The organism is Sporosarcina sp. FA9, assembly GCF_051550205.1.
Classification (GTDB): domain Bacteria; phylum Bacillota; class Bacilli; order Bacillales_A; family Planococcaceae; genus Sporosarcina.
Genome location: NZ_CP188819.1, coordinates 3135519 through 3152151, shown reverse-complemented (window position 1 = coordinate 3152151; position 16633 = coordinate 3135519). Strand labels below are relative to the sequence as shown.

14 protein-coding genes are annotated in these 16633 nt (G+C 37.2%); 11 read left to right on the top strand and 3 right to left on the bottom strand.

Going from position 1 to position 16633, the window contains the following annotated elements; translation table 11 throughout:
- Window positions 1-2: 2 nt before the first annotated feature.
- Window positions 3-1406, top strand: coding sequence for a VWA domain-containing protein (locus ACP8HH_RS16000; RefSeq protein WP_438313000.1), 1404 nt, complete (start codon window positions 3-5; stop codon window positions 1404-1406).
- Window positions 1407-1529: 123 nt separating this feature from the next.
- On the opposite strand, the gene ACP8HH_RS15995 is transcribed toward ACP8HH_RS16000, so the two are convergent.
- Window positions 1530-2321, bottom strand: coding sequence for a hypothetical protein (locus ACP8HH_RS15995; RefSeq protein WP_438312998.1), 792 nt, complete (start codon window positions 2319-2321; stop codon window positions 1530-1532).
- Window positions 2322-2623: 302 nt separating this feature from the next.
- Complete coding sequence (locus ACP8HH_RS15990; protein ID WP_438312996.1) at window positions 2624-3025, bottom strand: hypothetical protein; 402 nt, start codon at window positions 3023-3025, stop codon at window positions 2624-2626.
- Window positions 3026-3324: 299 nt separating this feature from the next.
- Here ACP8HH_RS15990 and ACP8HH_RS15985 point away from each other — a divergent pair, with 299 nt between their 5' ends.
- The 3 genes from ACP8HH_RS15985 (at window position 3325) to ACP8HH_RS15975 (ending at window position 5950) form a co-directional block, all read left to right on the top strand.
- Window positions 3325-4752, top strand: coding sequence for an SLC13 family permease (locus ACP8HH_RS15985; RefSeq protein ID WP_438312995.1), 1428 nt, complete (start codon window positions 3325-3327; stop codon window positions 4750-4752).
- A 271-nt stretch (window positions 4753-5023) separates the two neighbouring features.
- Window positions 5024-5224 carry a cold-shock protein gene (locus tag ACP8HH_RS15980; protein ID WP_438312993.1) on the top strand — a complete coding sequence of 67 codons (201 nt, stop codon included), beginning with the start codon at window positions 5024-5026 and terminating at the stop codon, window positions 5222-5224.
- 165 nt (window positions 5225-5389) lie between these two features.
- Window positions 5390-5950 (top strand): class I SAM-dependent methyltransferase, encoded by a 561-nt coding sequence (locus tag ACP8HH_RS15975; RefSeq protein WP_438312992.1) that lies wholly within the window; start codon window positions 5390-5392, stop codon window positions 5948-5950.
- A gap of 287 nt (window positions 5951-6237) precedes the next feature.
- Here the strand turns inward: ACP8HH_RS15975 and ACP8HH_RS15970 are convergent, their stop codons facing one another.
- A complete protein-coding gene (locus ACP8HH_RS15970) occupies window positions 6238-9336 on the bottom strand; it encodes an efflux RND transporter permease subunit (RefSeq protein WP_438312990.1) in 3099 nt (1032 codons plus the stop codon).
- A gap of 464 nt (window positions 9337-9800) precedes the next feature.
- Between ACP8HH_RS15970 and ACP8HH_RS15965 the strand changes: the two genes are divergently transcribed.
- From ACP8HH_RS15965 to ACP8HH_RS15935, 7 genes are all read left to right on the top strand, one after another.
- Window positions 9801-10640 carry a TetR/AcrR family transcriptional regulator gene (locus ACP8HH_RS15965; RefSeq protein ID WP_438312989.1) on the top strand — a complete coding sequence of 280 codons (840 nt, stop codon included), beginning with the start codon at window positions 9801-9803 and terminating at the stop codon, window positions 10638-10640.
- Window positions 10641-11004: 364 nt separating this feature from the next.
- On the top strand, window positions 11005-11424 hold the full coding sequence (gene nikR, locus ACP8HH_RS15960) for a nickel-responsive transcriptional regulator NikR (RefSeq protein ID WP_438312987.1): 420 nt from the start codon (window positions 11005-11007) through the stop codon (window positions 11422-11424).
- 31 nt (window positions 11425-11455) lie between these two features.
- Window positions 11456-13066 carry an ABC transporter substrate-binding protein gene (locus ACP8HH_RS15955; RefSeq protein ID WP_438312986.1) on the top strand — a complete coding sequence of 537 codons (1611 nt, stop codon included), beginning with the start codon at window positions 11456-11458 and terminating at the stop codon, window positions 13064-13066.
- Window positions 13041-14054, top strand: coding sequence for an ABC transporter permease (locus ACP8HH_RS15950; RefSeq protein ID WP_438319221.1), 1014 nt, complete (start codon window positions 13041-13043; stop codon window positions 14052-14054). Before ACP8HH_RS15955 ends, ACP8HH_RS15950 begins: the two co-directional genes overlap by 26 nt.
- Complete coding sequence (locus ACP8HH_RS15945) at window positions 14051-14920, top strand: ABC transporter permease (RefSeq protein ID WP_438312984.1); 870 nt, start codon at window positions 14051-14053, stop codon at window positions 14918-14920. Before ACP8HH_RS15950 ends, ACP8HH_RS15945 begins: the two co-directional genes overlap by 4 nt.
- Before the next feature lie 53 nt (window positions 14921-14973).
- Window positions 14974-15897, top strand: a complete 924-nt coding sequence (locus tag ACP8HH_RS15940) for an ABC transporter ATP-binding protein (RefSeq protein WP_438312982.1) — start codon at window positions 14974-14976, stop codon at window positions 15895-15897.
- Window positions 15887-16480: an ABC transporter ATP-binding protein gene (locus ACP8HH_RS15935; protein ID WP_438312980.1), complete on the top strand. Its 594-nt coding sequence runs from the start codon at window positions 15887-15889 to the stop codon at window positions 16478-16480. Before ACP8HH_RS15940 ends, ACP8HH_RS15935 begins: the two co-directional genes overlap by 11 nt.
- The last annotated feature ends 153 nt before the right edge of the window (window positions 16481-16633 follow it).

Here is a 16633-nt window from a genome sequence, read left to right as displayed (position 1 = left end):
CCGTGAAGGTGCATAGGCATCACAAGGATAATCGTTCCGTGCTGAATACAGATGCATTCGACAAGAGACGCTTTAAAGAAATCTTTGAGATGTCTTCTGCCCTTCAAAGAATTAGAGGCCAAAGTATCCTACCAATGTTTGAGCACTTACTTTCCGATATTTGGGCTTCATTATATAAGATGAAACCTGAAATTACGGTAGATGAAGTAGACAGCGATCTTAAAGTAAATAAAATAGTATTAGAAAGAATTATGGCGGATGAATCCTATATCTACTTCAGAAGTTTTACGAAATTGGATGACTTGGCATCTGCAATTGGTACGGTGAAATTGGGAGAGAAAACGAACCAATGGCTAACAGAGCAAATTTTAAATGATGAAGACTTTCAAAAAGAGCTGGCCCAACTTCAAATGGAACTACAAATGAATGAACAATTAAAGGGAAAATTAATAGAAGCTTCGACGAAATTGAATGAAAAATTGAAACAGATACTTCAAGACAATAGTGAAAGTTTTTCACAAGAGTTGGCTTTAGCTGTAGAAGAGACTAAGCATGTGAAAGAAGGCTTAAAGTCTTTGTTTGGCGGTTGCAGTGCTGGGAGTGGTGAAGCAGAACTCAAAAAGATTCCCTTAAGAGACCAACTTACGCTAGCTGAAAAAATCGCATCTACTGAAAAAATGAAAGAAATTGCAGACTGGGCCGGTCGTTTTAAACAGGTCGCCCGTAAAAGACAAAAAACTAAGCGCAGTACTTCAATGGAAAGGAGCGGCGTTACGTTAGGGAATCATATTGAAAGATTGTTGCCAATGGAATTGGGTTTATACATACATCCCCTTACAAAAAAGGATTTCCTACGTCGTTATGTAGATGGTCAAACGATGCAATATGAGCAAAAAGGACGTGAGGTGTTGGGTAAGGGACCCATTATACTTTGTTTGGATCAGTCAGGGAGTATGCATACGTTAGATGCCCAGTCCAAAGGTTTTACGCTAGCGCTTATGTCGATTGCAAAAAAACAAAGGCGGAATTTTTGTTTGATTTTATTCTCCACTCGTACACAAGTTCTTACATATGAAAAAGGCTGTATAAAAAGTTCGGATATGATCACATTAGCTCAAACATTCTTAGGCGGAGGCACGGATTTCACACTTCCTTTAGTTCAAGCCGTGAATACAATCAATGAAAGCGCGTTTAAACAAGCCGATTTAATTCTCGTTACGGACGGTGAAGATTGCTTAGAAAACGTGTTTCTTGAGGCATTTATGAAGAAAAAAAAAGAAAAGGAGTTCAATGTACTGTCTCTAGTAATAGGCGATAGCTTAGATTCAGTAGAACCCTTTTCGGATAAAGTTGTCCAAATTCAAGATTTTGATGACGAAGGGAGTTATAAGGCATTTGAAATATAAATGTGGATTTGAACACTGTCTTTTGATAACGGGTTCGCTTAATATAAAGGGAACTAATCTTTGAAGGAATTTGGAGATTTTATGTTTAGGTAAATTCAAGTATTGTGAAAGGTTTCACTTAGACTAACGGGATGGGTTGGATGATGGTTTAAATGGATCTTCTTTCTTAAAAGTAACGGATTCAGCTTTATACATTTTTCCATCCCAAGCATATTTAACCTTCAGACTACCTATACTTGCCTCGGGAATAGTTACAAACACTGTTGTATAACCATAAAGAACACCATTCTCAGGTTTATAATCTTCCATTGAGCCTACTCCAGGAGGGCCATCAGAAGATTGATAACCAAACTTTAAAAAGTCTATTAAGTATTTCTTATTACCAGTTAAAACTGTGATTTTGTTTCCTTTTCGTTCCATTTTTACAAGTCTTTTGACTGCATCATTAATGGATTCAACTGGCACTTCTTCGTATCTTCTATAAGGGTCATGTACTTGATTTAACACATGTATTTCTTTTGTAGATACTCCAGATCCTGCACCAGAAATCAATGCGACTATAACATCTTTTAGTCCATCGCCATTAATATCTTTATAAAATAATTTAGGGGTAAACTTAGAATTATACCAATTTGGAAAGTTGTATAATAATTCGTCGCCAACGCTGTCCACTCCACCGCCAACTTGAACAGTAAAATTCTTAGTAGCCATACTATCAATCTTATCAGCAATTAAAAAAATGTTTTCATACCATTCATCAGATATAATGTGTGATGTTACAACTCTCTGAATGGCATATACTTTTCCTGTTTCAAAGTTTTGAGTTGGTTTAGCTGATGAAACTATTGTTTTTTGAAAAGAAGTAATAAGAACAAGGGATAGCAATAGTATAAAAACGATTAACATTTTTTTCATTTTCTTCAATACACCTCTTTACGACTTTAACTAATTAATTGTATTGTTACCTTTTCTGAATAAAATATGTACTTATTTTACTAATGGGTGCTTTACATGAAGATCACAGAGCGATTTTAGGTGAATACTTTTTGTTCAACTAAAGGGGCAGGTTATTTGAGGAATCAAAGGATATAGTGTCTTTATCACAAAGAATTCCTGCATCATCCATACCAGCACCCATTAGTTATATTGGTTACTTCGTTAGGTTTTAACGTTCTGCTTTTTATATAAAGGCTCTGTTAAAGAATAGTGTTTTTTTGCTATCTTTTTTCAATCGCCATACGCAAGTTCGAAATGACACCAAGAAGCAATATTAACGAACAAACCAATTTTTCAAAAGGTGTTCCTAACAATTGTTGTATAAACCCAAATGACCAAAGTGCTACAAAAAACCAACATATAACGGTTATTCCTTTTTTGTATTTATATAATATATTTCCGCCAACAATTAGCGTAAAAACTCCTCCAATAATAGAAATAATGGTATTAATAATAGATATTGGTAGCTGGGTAGCGAAGGATTCAGACCGTCCACCATTTACCCATGTAAATGGAATAATGTCGATAATAATAAGAACATGAATTAAGATTGTCAAAGTGTAAAAACATATCCCCATAAATACAGCAGCATTCATATTAATTTTTCTAAGCTTTTCTAGCATATAATCACCTCTTTCCTTTCCGTTATCATTTTATTTAATCTGGTAGTGTTCTATTCCTTTATAATTTGCCGTATTGCCACGTTGTCCCTTTTAAACTCAATCTCACCCTTACAGAATATTTATTCTCACTTTATTATAGATAATAAGATTTCGAAGAGGTTATGTTCTATATAACAACAATCTATACGAAAAAAGCCTTTCTATTAAACTTGAAGTGCAAATACTCCTATGCATACTTGACAGACAATTGGAATAACACATATGCTGTGGGTAGTTTGATATTGAGGAGGCTGAGAGTTTTGACAACATATAAGAATGAAAGTTTCAAAACTTTAACAAGTCTCTCCTTCGCTATTTTAGGTTTCTTGGTTATGATATTCTTCTTGCCAGATACTTTTTCGAGTACTGCAAAAATAATGACTGGTATCGTTACTCTTGGAATCATTTTATGGACCTTTGAACCAATACCTATGGGATTAACTGCACTCATTATTTTAATCTTAATGCTTATATTTAATGTGGCCGAAACATCTATTGTTTTTAGTGGATTTTCTTCACCGGCAACCTATTTGATTGTTGGAGGTATGATGCTTGCAACCGCTGTAAACGAAACATCTCTGATTAGGAGAATGTCCTATAAAATATTGAAAAGATGGGGAAGTACTTCAAAGGGGTTATTAGGGAGCATTATCATTATCCAGCAAATTCAAGCATTCTTTATTCCTGCAACAGCTGTTCGTTCGGCTCTTATGATACCGGTCTCAACGATGATTATTGAAACGATAGATGCAAAACCTGGAAGTAATTTAAGAAAAATGATCGTACTTGGTGTAGCTTATGGCGGTACTATTAGTGGAACAGCTGTCATGACTGCAGCAATTGGAAATATTTTAACCGTAGAACTTCTAAATCGTTTTGCGGGTATTAAAATATCTTATTTTCAATGGTTTTTCTATACATTTCCTTTGTGGCTGATCTTAATTCCGTCGATATGGCTTCTCCTATTGAAAGTGTTCCCATTGCCTAAAGAGCAGCAATTCTTTCCTGAAATTGAATCTGAAATGAATGATAGACTCAAAGAATTAGGCGCTGTAAGTAGGGAAGAAGTCCGATGTTTTATTATTTTGATTTTCTTGGTCGTTTTGTGGTTAACTGAGCCAATTCATGGAATGCACCCAAGTATCCCGGCTTTAATAGGAGTTGTGCTCATGACTTTGCCAAAAGTGGGAGTCGCTTCTTGGGAACGTGTTGTGAAAATAAATTACAATACCATCTTATTGTTGAGTGTCACTTTATCAATGGGGTATACTTTCGTCGAATCAGGTGCTGCAGAAACAATTAGTGAATATTTGAGTGCAGATTGGTTTATGTCTTTACTTCAAAATCCGTTGTCAGCAGTTATTGTTGTTGTGGTGACGGCACAGATTTTCCATAAAATGATTTCAAATGTCTCGACAGCAGTTGTAACACTGGTGCCAATACTTATAAGTGTGGCTTCGAATGCGGGGATTGACCCTTTATTAGTTGGATTTGCGGCAGGGTTAACTTGTTTATTTGGCTATATATTGGTCGTAGAATCCATGCCGAATATCTTGGCACATAGTACTGGGATGATTACACAGAAAGACTTTTTGAAACCTGGTTTGTACGCCACACTTATTACAATACTTGCAACAATCATTGTCGCTGTAACTTGGTGGAGATGGATTGGTTTGCTAGTGATTTAATGGAAAGACTATTTATAATCAGGTTAACCTATTCAATTCAGTGGTTTAAGAGTTGAAATAAGTTGGTATATAGATGTTACAAGGTAGATATTAATATCTTCATTAGATATGAAAAACGTATTATTTGCTATTACATCATATATCTGTTATTGTTAAGAAGAGTTATTTTTGTTCGTTTTCAGATTGAGAAAAGAATTTGTTTTTCGTCTAAGGTATTTGAGCAAGGATAGTAACATATTGTGTGGATGTCCACACATAGGAGGCAATATATATGGAACAAGGTACAGTTAAGTGGTTTAATGCAGAAAAAGGTTTTGGATTTATCGAGCGTGAAGCAGGGGAAGACGTATTCGTACATTTCTCAGCAATCCAAAGCGAAGGTTTCAAATCTTTAGACGAAGGTCAAAGCGTAACATTTGAAATTGAAGAAGGACAACGTGGCCTACAAGCTACAAACGTTCAAAAAGCTTAATAATAGCTAAAAAAGACCCTACATGTAGGGTCTTTTTTTTGCTTAAATTAATTCTTATTGGACATGATGGCAGGAACTCATTCAAAATAAGAGTGGCGAAACATGTTTATATTTATTCGGAATCCACGGAAAAACGAAACCTTATATAAAACGGGAGAGTGGAATATGGAAACTGAAAAACGAATGGAATTAGTTAAGGTTATTGTTGAAGAAGTAAGACCGGTATTACAAGGTAGTGAATCAAAAACTTTATTAGACTATGGGAGTGGTACTGGTTTAGTTAGTTTAGAACTAACTGACTTAGTAGAATCTATATTGTTGGTAGATTCATCAAAACAAGTGTTAGAGGTTGCAGCAGCTAAAATTATCGAAAAAGAAATTACGAACTGTAAAGTACTTTATTCAGATTTTACCCAAGACAATCCTGAACTTAAGGCAGATATAGTCTTACTGTCTCTAGTCCTTCTTCATATTCCCGATACTAAAGTAATCTTGCGAAAGTTGTTTAACATTTTAAATAATGAGGGCAAGCTAATTATTATTGATTTTGACAAAAATGATAAAGTGAGTCATCCTAAAATTCATAGCGGATTTTTGCATAAGGAATTAAAAAATATATTATCCGAAGTTGGCTTTAAGTCTACTGAAATTAAGACCTTCTATCATGGGAATCAAATCTTTGCGAATCAAGATGCATCAATGTTTATATCTAATAGTATAAAGTGATTTACTAAACAAATGAGCACGATCGTTGAAGTTCCAGCTGCCTGTCAAAAGGGTGGCTTTTTTTATTTAGAAAATGAAGTCATTGTTGAAATAACTCACTAGCTATTTTGCTCATATTGCTTCTTAAGGGAATCATTTAGTTGGATTTGAATATAAATCTAAAGGTTGATCCATAGGTCGGAATAGAGGGTCCAATTCATATGCGAATTCTATATAAAAAAGTGAACTGAACACCGAATTCAAGATTCGGGGTACAGTTCACTTGTATGTTCAATAGACTTTTTTACTTAAGCTGTTTTTTTCTTTTTACCGAACTTTTTAAAGAACTCATAAACAATCGGAACAAAGATTAGTGTGAGTAGTGTTGAACTCGTTAACCCTCCGATAACCGTAACGCCAAGTCCTTTGGAAATAAGTCCACTGCCTTCCGCTCCAACTGCCAGCGGAATAAGAGCTCCAATTGTAGCAAGTGCTGTCATTAGAATTGGACGAAGTCTTGTAGTCCCAGCTTCTAATATTGCTTCTCTTGTTGAAAGTCCTTCTTTTTCCATATTAATGATTCGGTCAACTAGGACGATGGCGTTTGTCACGACAATCCCAATGAGCATAAGTACACCAATCATTGTAGAAACGCTTATCGTCTCGCCAGCGATTAATAAACCGACCAATGCGCCAATCACAGTAAATGGTAAGGAGAATAGAACTGCAAATGGTGCGAGTCCGCCTCCGAAAGTTACGACAAGAATGAGGTATATAATCGCAATCGCAGCAAGCATTGCGAGTCCAAGTTGTGTAAATGCCTCAGTGATGTCTTCCGTAACCCCAGCGGTATTTACATCTATATTAGAAGGAATTGATAATTTATCAATATCAGCCTGAATATCAGAGGATACTTTTGTTACATTCTTCTCCGTTATTGTAGCTGATACACTTGCGAAAATTTTCCCGTTTTTACGCGAAACCGTATCTGAGCTCGTTCCTTCTTTTATTTCCACAAATTCTGAAATCGGGATTTCCATTCCGAAAGGAGATTGAACGGTTTCTTTTAGCAACTCATCAATTGTCTTATGTTCAATTTGTTCTTCTTCAATGAACACATCGATTGTTCCATTGCCGCGCGTTATTTTTGTTAACACTTCTCGTTGTTTCATAGGGTTTAATGTCATTCCTATTTGAGCTGTTGTTAACCCAGACTGTGTCAGTTTTTCTTGATCAGTTACTAAAGTGTATTCTTTATACGATCTTGCAAGACTTGTTTTTACGTCTTTCAAGTCAGCGTGATCCTTCAAGATATTTTCGATATCCAAAATAACAGGTTCTATATCGTCGATGTTGTTCCCATAAACGTAATAGCTTACTGCGTTGCTTGAACCACCCATACCGAAGTCTTGCGATTTCCATTCGCCTTGAGTTGATAAGTCCAGAAGACCTTTCTCTGTATCTTCCGTTACTTTTGCAAACTCTTTCGTATCGGGATCGAATGTGATGAACATAAGAGCCCCATTGGATGAACCTGGCATCATAGGATTACCGCCACCAAGAGAGACTTGAATTATATCAACATCTTTTAAATCCATTAAATAGGCTTCGGCTTTTTCAATACTTTTATTCACTGAATCAAGTGTCTCACCCGGTTCAGGTGTATACGTAACATACATCATTTTTTGTTCTTCATCTGGTAGGAAGCTTACACCGATAACTGGGATTAAAAACAGGCTTCCGGCGAGCAGCGCGATGGAGATCACTGTCGTAATTAACTTATGATTTAAAGTCCAGTTTAATATTTTTTCATATGAGGCAGCCATTTTTCCTTTTTGTTCTTTTTGGCCACTTCCTTTTGAATAAAGTTGCTTTTTAAATAATGAATGTGCAAGCATCGGTACAATTGTAACTGCTACTAATAAGGATGCGAGCAGTGCAAATGAAATTGTAAGTGCGAATGGCATGAACAATTCTCCAACCATTCCACCAACTAACCCGATGGGAAGGAATACTGCAACTGTAACGAGCGTAGACGATGTAATTGGTTTAAACATTTGTAGCGTTGCTTCTCGTACAAGTGCCCTTCCTTGTAATTTCTCAGTGGCTAAGTTCATTCGCCTGAAAATGTTTTCAACAACGACAATTGAATCATCGATTACGCGACCGATTGCGACGGTCATTGCACCGAGTGTCATCATATTTAACGTAATATCCATCATATTCAAGAAAATGATTGCAATGAGCAACGACATCGGAATCGAAACAATTGCAATGATTGTTGATCTAAAATTGCGAAGGAATAACATGATGATAAGTACAGCAAAAAGTGCGCCGAAAAGGGCTTTGCTTAACATCGTATTAACGGATTGCTCAATCGGTTCACCTTGGTCAAGCGTCGTGGCAATTGTTACACCGTCATTTTCTTTCTCAAATTGTTCGACATTTTTTTTCACAGCGTTTACGACATCAACTGTATTCGTTTGTTGTGTCTTCACAATTTGAAGAGCAATCGCTTCTTCGCCGTTTGTTCTTGAAATAGATTCGGCTTTTCCAATAAGTTCAATCTTTGCGATTTCCCCTAAAGTAACAGTTGGGAGTTCGGCACCTTGTTCAGTAGGAGGTATCTCACTGCCCATTCCACCCAGACCAGGAGTTTCTGAAGGCATGACTGGAATTAAAATGTTATTTAAATCTTCAATCGTCGTAATATTTCCATCAACGACGACGGATTGTTCCTCATCACCAAATTGGAATAAGCCTAGGGGCATTGTAACGTCAGACCCTTTTACAATCATCTTGACCGTGTTTTCATCTAAATTTAGTGATGTCATTTTTTCTTTATCGAAGGTTAAAGTGATTTCTTCAATTTGTTGTCCGGAGGCGGTAGCACTTGAAACCCCTTCGATTGCTTCGATACTAGGAATTAATGAATCAACTACTTTTTTTGTTAACTCTTCAAGACTTGCTTTATTATCGGAAACGCTTATTGCAAGAATTGGAAATGCGTTAATGCTAATTCTTCCAACATCCGGATCCATCGCTGTATCCGGCAGACGAATGTTTGATAACGCATCTTCTACTTCACTTTCTGCTTTATCCATATCCGTTCCATAATCAAATTCGATTTGGAGAGACGAAGCATTTTGATACGAAGTCGAATTAACTGAAAGGACACCGTTCAAACTCGAAACTGCTTTTTCAAGCGGTTCTGAGATGTCTTTCGCTACTTGATTGGGTGTCGCCCCTGGGTAAATGGTTGTGACACTGACGATTGGAATTGTAATATCCGGTATTGTTTCCAATTTCATCTGTGTTGAAGAATAAAGACCAGCTGCCGTTATAATGAACGTAAGAAGCCAAACAGCCAGCTTGTTTTTCATTACAAAGTTTACAAGCGATTTCATAAAGTACCTCCAAAGTTTTATTTTTGACCAAATGGTTCAGGTGTTTTATTATAGGAACTAACCAGTCAGTCATCTGCTATACATAATAGATTAATTTGTCTACTGTTTAGCTATCTAGTGAAAGTAAAATTGAATAAATAGAAAATACTTACATAAACTTACAAACGATACCATAAACGCCTCCATATCTTACCATTAAATGTTTCTAGTACTTCATTATAATAACTGACCAGTCAGTCACGTGTCAATTGTAATCAATCATTGAAAACGCAATTTTTCTATATAGGCATTATTAACGTCATTATATAGACAAGTATGCTATAAAGTATACAATATAGGTTGATCCTTATTTCCACCACATATTGATTTTTAGTAGTATGAATGAATGCTTTATTGTTGTAATTGACTGGTCACCCAGGTTTCGAGTAATACAGGTTTTCCAACTATTAGAGGGGGTGCTGATTTTGACGAAAAGAAAAATACTTATTATCGAAAAGGCATCAGAACTTTTTGCTGAAAATGGTTTCAATGCAACGTCCGTTCAAGATATTACAGATGCATGCGGCATATCTAAGGGTGCTTTTTATCTTTCATTTAAATCTAAAGACAGTCTTCTATTTTCGATATTTGAGTATTTTAGCAGCAAACTAATGAACCGAATGAGTGGTATAAGTGACTACAAGGTCAATTCCAAAGAAAGATTAGTGCTGTTTTTTAGTATTCAATTTGAAGAAATTGCACGTTATTCTGATTTTATACTTATGCATATGAGGGAACAGACAAATCCAATCAATAAAGAAATGATGGGAATCGTAAATGAAATGCGACAAAAAACATATGAGATGCAAGAAAATCTACTAATTGACGTGTATGGGGAAGAGATACAGCAACACATGCCAGACCTTCTTGTTTTGTTAAGCGGCGTAGTTAAAGGCTATATTGAAATTATTGTATTCAATAAAGATGTATTGGATTATGATGGCCTAGCGAGATTTATAGTGGAGCGAACTGATTCATTGGTCATGGGCTTATCGGAACCATTCTTAAAAAGTGAACAGTTAGTAGGCTACAATAGGGTGGGAAGTGACCTATTGATTACTACCAAGATGCTTATAAAAGATATTGAGTTGTTAAAACTAGAGATTACGGATGATGATTTATTAGTCAGCTTAGATGTCATACAACTAGAGCTATCGCTACAAGAGTACAGGAAACCAGTCCTTACAGGTATGATGTCGAATTTGGAAAACCACGTGGTGACTGAAAAAGTTTTACTGAAAATGAAGTTGTTTTTAGGGATGTAATCGAGAGCAGTATGGGCTGTTCCGTTTCTTTAATAAGTGGTTATTAAAGGTAGAGATTCATCTCCCATTTACGAAGATATGATTCCGTTTTTGATATTCTTCATCGAATACGTATGGTGAAATACTGAATATACGAGTCCTGCTGGTTTTTATGCAACGCTAGTGGGCACCCTTCATTACACTTGAATAATTGTTTGCAAAAGGTAGTATACTGATGTATAGTTTTTTTATCCCAGTAGAAAAGCTGTTTTAATAGGGCCTTTTTAGGGTTCTAAATTATAAGTCGGTCACTAAACACGCATGTGCGTGTTACGAATTCGTACAATCGTAACACGTTTGGCGTGTAAAAAAAGGTGGGTTTTATATGCAGGATTCAATGTTGAAAAGATTTAGTGTTTCTATGGAAGGAAGTTTACTTCGGAAGTTTGACCAATTGGTGACATTGAAGGGATATGAGAACCGTTCTGAAGCGGTTCGGGATCTTGTTCGCGAGGCAATTGTTCAGCAATCATATGAAGACAGCGAACAAATGATTGCTGGAAGTATTCTATTATTCTATAACCATCATCGTCGAAATCTGCTCGAAGAAATGACGGAAATTCAACATGAAAGGCATGATTTAATCCTCGCAACAACACATTTTCATTTAGATCAAGGTAGTTGTCTTGAACTGATTGTTGTAAAAGGGAAGGTAAAGGATATCAGGGAACTTAGTCACCGGTTAACAAGTTTAAAAGGTGTTGACTATGGAAATTTCACAGTAGCACCGATAGAGCAGGTTTAATATTAGTGAACCTACAAAGGGGAGATAAGAGATGAGAAAGAAACTTTTAAGTGTCAGTGGATTAATAATTTTAATATTATCCGTTATGTTGGCGGGTTGTTCTTCAACTAAGTCCATTGAAAAAGGCACAGAGGATGCCGAGAAAAAAGATGAGCTCATACTGGCGCTAGGATCTGAACCTGAAGCGGGATTTGATCCAACAACAGGTTGGGGCCGTTATGGTTCACCCCTTTTCCAAAGTACATTATTTAAAAGAGATGATCAACTTAACATCGTAAATGATCTTGCAATAAGTTATGAAGTCAGTGAGGATGGCAAGGTTTGGACTGTAAAATTACGTGATGATGTAAAGTTTTCAGATGGTGAGCCTTTAACTGCAGCAGATGTGAAATTCACATTTGACACGGCAACTGAAAATGGATCCGTTGTAGACTTAAATATTTTAGATGAAATTGAAGCACTTGATGATACAACTGTAATATTTACACTTAAAGAAGTACAATCGTCTTTTATTAATACACTGACTGCAACGGGTATTGTCCCTAAGCATGCTTATGATGAAGATTACGCTGAAAAACCTATAGGTTCAGGACCCTACCAGCTTGTGCAGTGGGACAGAGGGCAGCAGCTCATTGTCAAGGTGAATCCAGAGTATTACGATAAAGTACCTTATTTTAAAAAATTAACTTTTCTATATTTAAATGAAGATGCTGCATTTGCTGCTGCTCAAGCGGGTACGGTTGATTTAACTTATATACCGGCCACTTTTAGTAATCAGAAAATATCTGGCATGAAACTTGAGGCAGTCGAGACAGTAGATAATCGTGGAATTGCCTATCCTTACATAAAATCAGGTGGTTTTACTGAAGATGGACTACCAATCGGTAATGATGTAACAGCTGATCTTGCTATTCGACAGGCAATTGATATTGCAGTCGACCGAGCAGCTTTAATTGATGGTGTAGTAGAGGGCTATGGTTCGCCGGCTTATACATCAGTAGACGGACTTCCGTGGTGGAATCCGGAAACAGTTATTGAAGATGCAGATTTAGAGGGTGCGCGTAAATTATTGAAAGATGCTGGTTGGGAAGATACAGATGGCGATGGAATTCTTGAGAAAGACTCCTTGAATGCTGAATTTACACTTTACTATCCTGCGGAAGACACAATTAGACAATCGCTTGCAATTACAGTGGCAGATATGATTAAACCAATTGGTATTAATATAAAAGTAGAAGGAGCAAGTTGGGATATTATTGGTAACAAAATGCATTCTGAAGCCGTTTTAATGGGTTGGGGAAGTCATAATCCATTTGAGATGTACAGTATATACGCTAGTGAAAATGGTGGAGTTGAATATAATAACACCGGATTTTATAGTAATGAAACAGTTGATGGATACTTTAAACAAGCCATTCAAGCGAAAAGTGAAGAAGAGGCAATTGAATTTTGGAAAAAGGCGCAATGGGATGGAACAACTGGTTTTAGTGGAAAAGGTGATGTGGCATGGACATGGTTGGTAAATATTGACCACTTATATTTAATGAAAAATGATCTTGATATTGGAGAACAAAGACTCCACGTACACGGACATGGTTGGCCTGCAACAGATAATATTGCTGATTGGAAATGGAGTAAGTAAAGTGCCGAAAACGATTCGCTTTATTCTATTTAGGATTATCAGAATGCTAACGCTATTAATTGCTATATGTTTTATTTCATTTTTGCTAATGAAAAACTCTCCAATTGATCCGATTCAAGCATATATTGGGGCGGATATGTTAAATGTAAGCCCTGAACAACGTCAACAGATAGCGGAGTATTGGGGGCTCGATAAACCTGTGTTTGTACAGTTTACAAATTGGGGTTCCGCAGTACTTTCGGGTGATTTAGGAACTTCTATGATCTACCGTCGTCCAGTAGCCGAAATTTTAGGTGAACGATTTTTGAATTCAATTGTCCTTATGTTAACTGCCTGGGTCTTATCGACAATTATCGGTTTTATACTTGGAGTTATCTCTGCAATGAAGAAAGGAACATGGATTGATCGGGTTATTAAGTGGTACTGTTTTACACTGGCATCTACGCCTACTTTTTGGATGGGGCTGCTTATGTTGCTTGTGTTTTCGGTGTGGTTGGGTTGGTTTCCAATTGGTTTAGGGGTCCCAGCGGGTGTACTTGCGGAAGATGTAACGCTTATGGATCGGATTAAGCATCTCATACTTCCGGCAATCACATTAAGTATTCTTGGAGTTGCGAATGTAGCGTTACATACGCGCCAAAAACTTATTGATGTGCTTGCGAGTGAGTATATATTGTTTGCAAGAGCAAGGGGTGAAAGTGGTTTTCTCCTGTTTTGGAGACATGGATTACGGAATATAGCTTTGCCTGCAATCACATTACAATTTGCTGGATTTGGTGAATTATTCGGTGGTGCAATCCTGGCTGAGCAAGTGTTTTCATATCCAGGTCTTGGGCAAGCTACAGTGGATGCTGGACTAAGGGGAGATGTTCCGCTTTTATTGGGAATCGTGATTTTTACTACAATCTTTGTTTTCGCGGGTAATTTAATTGCGGATTTAATTTATTATATAGTTGATCCAAGGACAAAGGAGAGTGGAACAATATGACTCCAGTCCACGAAGTGGAAAGTAAGGAAATTAGAAAGAAACGTTTTACGATTAATCGCAGACAGGCTACAATTCTAACAATCGTAATTTCAACTGTATTTTTACTGAGTATTATCTTAGGTGGCATCTTTATTGATGAAAGTAGAATTGCAACAAACTTGAACGCCCGAAATTTGTCCCCATCACTAGCGCATTTGTTTGGAACGGATTGGTTGGGAAGGGATATGTTTGCAAGAACAATTATGGGGCTGTCTTTAAGTATTGGTGTTGGATTACTCGGAGCCATTGGTAGTGCATCAATAGCTTTGGTTCTTGGTATGGCTGCAGCGACATTGGGGAAAAGAGCTGACCAGTTTATATCCTGGTTGATTGATCTTTTCCTAAGCGTTCCCCACCTCGTTACACTGATTTTAATCGCCTTTATGTTTGGTGGAGGGTTTAAGGGGATATTAATAGGTTTAACGCTAACGCATTGGCCAAGTCTTGCTCGGGTAGTAAGAGCGGAAGTTATGCAAATACGCTCAGCAGAATATGTTCAGGTTTCTCTACAGATGGGTAAACCCCGTTGGTGGATTGCCGTCAATCATATTTTGCCGCATATTTTGCCGCAAGTTTTAATTGGTTTTATGCTGTTGTTTCCACATGTCATATTACACGAAGCGGCTGTCACCTTTTTGGGCTTGGGTCTGTCACCCCACGAACCAGCGATTGGGATTATTTTGTCTGAATCTATGAAGTATTTATCTTCAGGAATGTGGTGGCTCGCCTTTTTCCCAGGTTTAGCCCTACTATTAGTCGTCAGGACATTTGATACGATTGGAGAAAATCTTAGAAGATTCATAGATCCTAGTAGTGCAAATGAGTAATCATAGAGGTTCGTTTTATACTTTTGGCAGATTCGAAGAAAGGAGTGGAGTAGATGCCGATTCTTGATGTGAAAGATTTGTCGATTTCTTTCAACCAATATATAGGCGGTTTAAAACAAAAAGAATTGAATGTCATATCCAGTTTAGATGTTAGTCTCGAAAAAGGAGAAATACTAGCAATTGTTGGAGCAAGTGGTTCGGGGAAAAGTTTACTAGCCCATGCGATTTTGGGGATACTCCCGAGCAATGCAAATATGAGCGGGACAATTAAGTATGCGGATGAAATACTTACTGCAGAACGGCAAGCGAAATTACGTGGTAAGGAAATTGTCTTGATTCCACAATCCGTCAATTATCTAGATCCGTTAATGCGCGTAGGCAAACAGGTTCGTACTTCAGTGAAAGATGGAAATCCAATTAAGGCACAACGGGAAGTATTTGATCGTCTTCACCTAAATAATGAAGTTGAGAAAATGCTTCCATTTCAACTTTCTGGTGGTATGGCACGTAGAGTGCTATTATCCACCGCTATTGTAAGTAGCGCTCAGTTAATTATTGCCGATGAACCGACACCAGGATTGGATCCGGTTGTTATTAAAGAAGCATTAAAAAACTTCAGAGAATTTGCAGACAATGGGCATACAGTTATGTTTATTACACATGATATTGAATCCGCTCTAACAATTGCAGATAAGATTGCTGTGTTTTATGCAGGGACAACAGTTGAGGTAGCATCTGTTCGGGACTTCACTGGTGACGGTAGAGCATTGCGACATCCCTATAGTAAAGCATTATGGAATGCATTGCCGCAAAATGATTTTACTCCTATTCTAGGTTCACAACCACAACCGAGTGCACTACCCCCAGGTTGTTTGTTTGCGCCACGTTGTCATATGGCAACCTCTGAATGTAGTGAAGCGCAGCCAAAAATGCGCAAACTCCGTAATGGAATGGTGAGGTGTATCCATGCGACTTGAAGCGAAAAACATCGGATTTCGATATGGGAATGGACCTTGGTTGTTCCGGGGATTAAACTTTTCTTTGGAGCCCGGTGAAATTGTTGGACTTAGTGGACCAAGTGGACGCGGGAAAACAACCCTTTGTCGAATATTAGCGGGGCTTGAAAAACCTTTGGAAGGTGAAATTTCCGTAAGCGGTTTAACGATTCCAAAGAAAGGGTATAATCCTGTACAATTGGTTTTTCAACATCCTGAAAAAGCAGTAAATCCGCGTTGGAAAATGAAGAAAGTTCTAAATGAAGGATGGCATGCGGATCAAGAACTCTTAGATACATTAGGGATTGAACAGGAATGGCTCGCACGTTGGCCTAATGAATTGTCTGGAGGTGAGTTGCAAAGGTTTTGTGTTGCAAGGGCACATGGACCAAAAACTCGTTTTTTAATTGCTGATGAAATGACGACGATGCTTGATGCCATTACACAGGCTCAAATTTGGCATGCTGTTTTAGAAATTGCAAAAAAGAGAGAAATAGGCATACTCATTGTCAGTCATGATGCGTCTCTCATTCAAAGACTATGCCACCGAGTTATTCATATATAATGTATATGACATTTCACATGGGGTATGATAAGTTGATGTATGTCCAATTTTCAACAAACAGGTATCAAAGATGATTTGACACTTAGATATCATTGAATTACCGAAGGATCCATTGTATGATTCAAGTGGAATTAAAATTCAAAGACATACGCC

What these genes read in the sequence shown, in the direction of transcription:
- ACP8HH_RS15995 (WP_438312998.1), bottom strand. Translation starts at nt 2,321, where the DNA reads ATGAAAAAAATGTTAATCGTTTTTATACTATTGCTATCCCTTGTTCTT.
- ACP8HH_RS15990 (WP_438312996.1), bottom strand. Translation starts at nt 3,025, where the DNA reads ATGCTAGAAAAGCTTAGAAAAATTAATATGAATGCTGCTGTATTTATG.
- ACP8HH_RS15980 (WP_438312993.1), top strand. Translation starts at nt 5,024, where the DNA reads ATGGAACAAGGTACAGTTAAGTGGTTTAATGCAGAAAAAGGTTTTGGA.
- ACP8HH_RS15975 (WP_438312992.1), top strand. Translation starts at nt 5,390, where the DNA reads ATGGAAACTGAAAAACGAATGGAATTAGTTAAGGTTATTGTTGAAGAA.
- ACP8HH_RS15970 (WP_438312990.1), bottom strand. Translation starts at nt 9,336, where the DNA reads ATGAAATCGCTTGTAAACTTTGTAATGAAAAACAAGCTGGCTGTTTGG.
- nikR (WP_438312987.1), top strand. Translation starts at nt 11,005, where the DNA reads ATGCAGGATTCAATGTTGAAAAGATTTAGTGTTTCTATGGAAGGAAGT.
- ACP8HH_RS15955 (WP_438312986.1), top strand. Translation starts at nt 11,456, where the DNA reads ATGAGAAAGAAACTTTTAAGTGTCAGTGGATTAATAATTTTAATATTA.
- ACP8HH_RS15945 (WP_438312984.1), top strand. Translation starts at nt 14,051, where the DNA reads ATGACTCCAGTCCACGAAGTGGAAAGTAAGGAAATTAGAAAGAAACGT.
- ACP8HH_RS15940 (WP_438312982.1), top strand. Translation starts at nt 14,974, where the DNA reads ATGCCGATTCTTGATGTGAAAGATTTGTCGATTTCTTTCAACCAATAT.
- ACP8HH_RS15935 (WP_438312980.1), top strand. Translation starts at nt 15,887, where the DNA reads ATGCGACTTGAAGCGAAAAACATCGGATTTCGATATGGGAATGGACCT.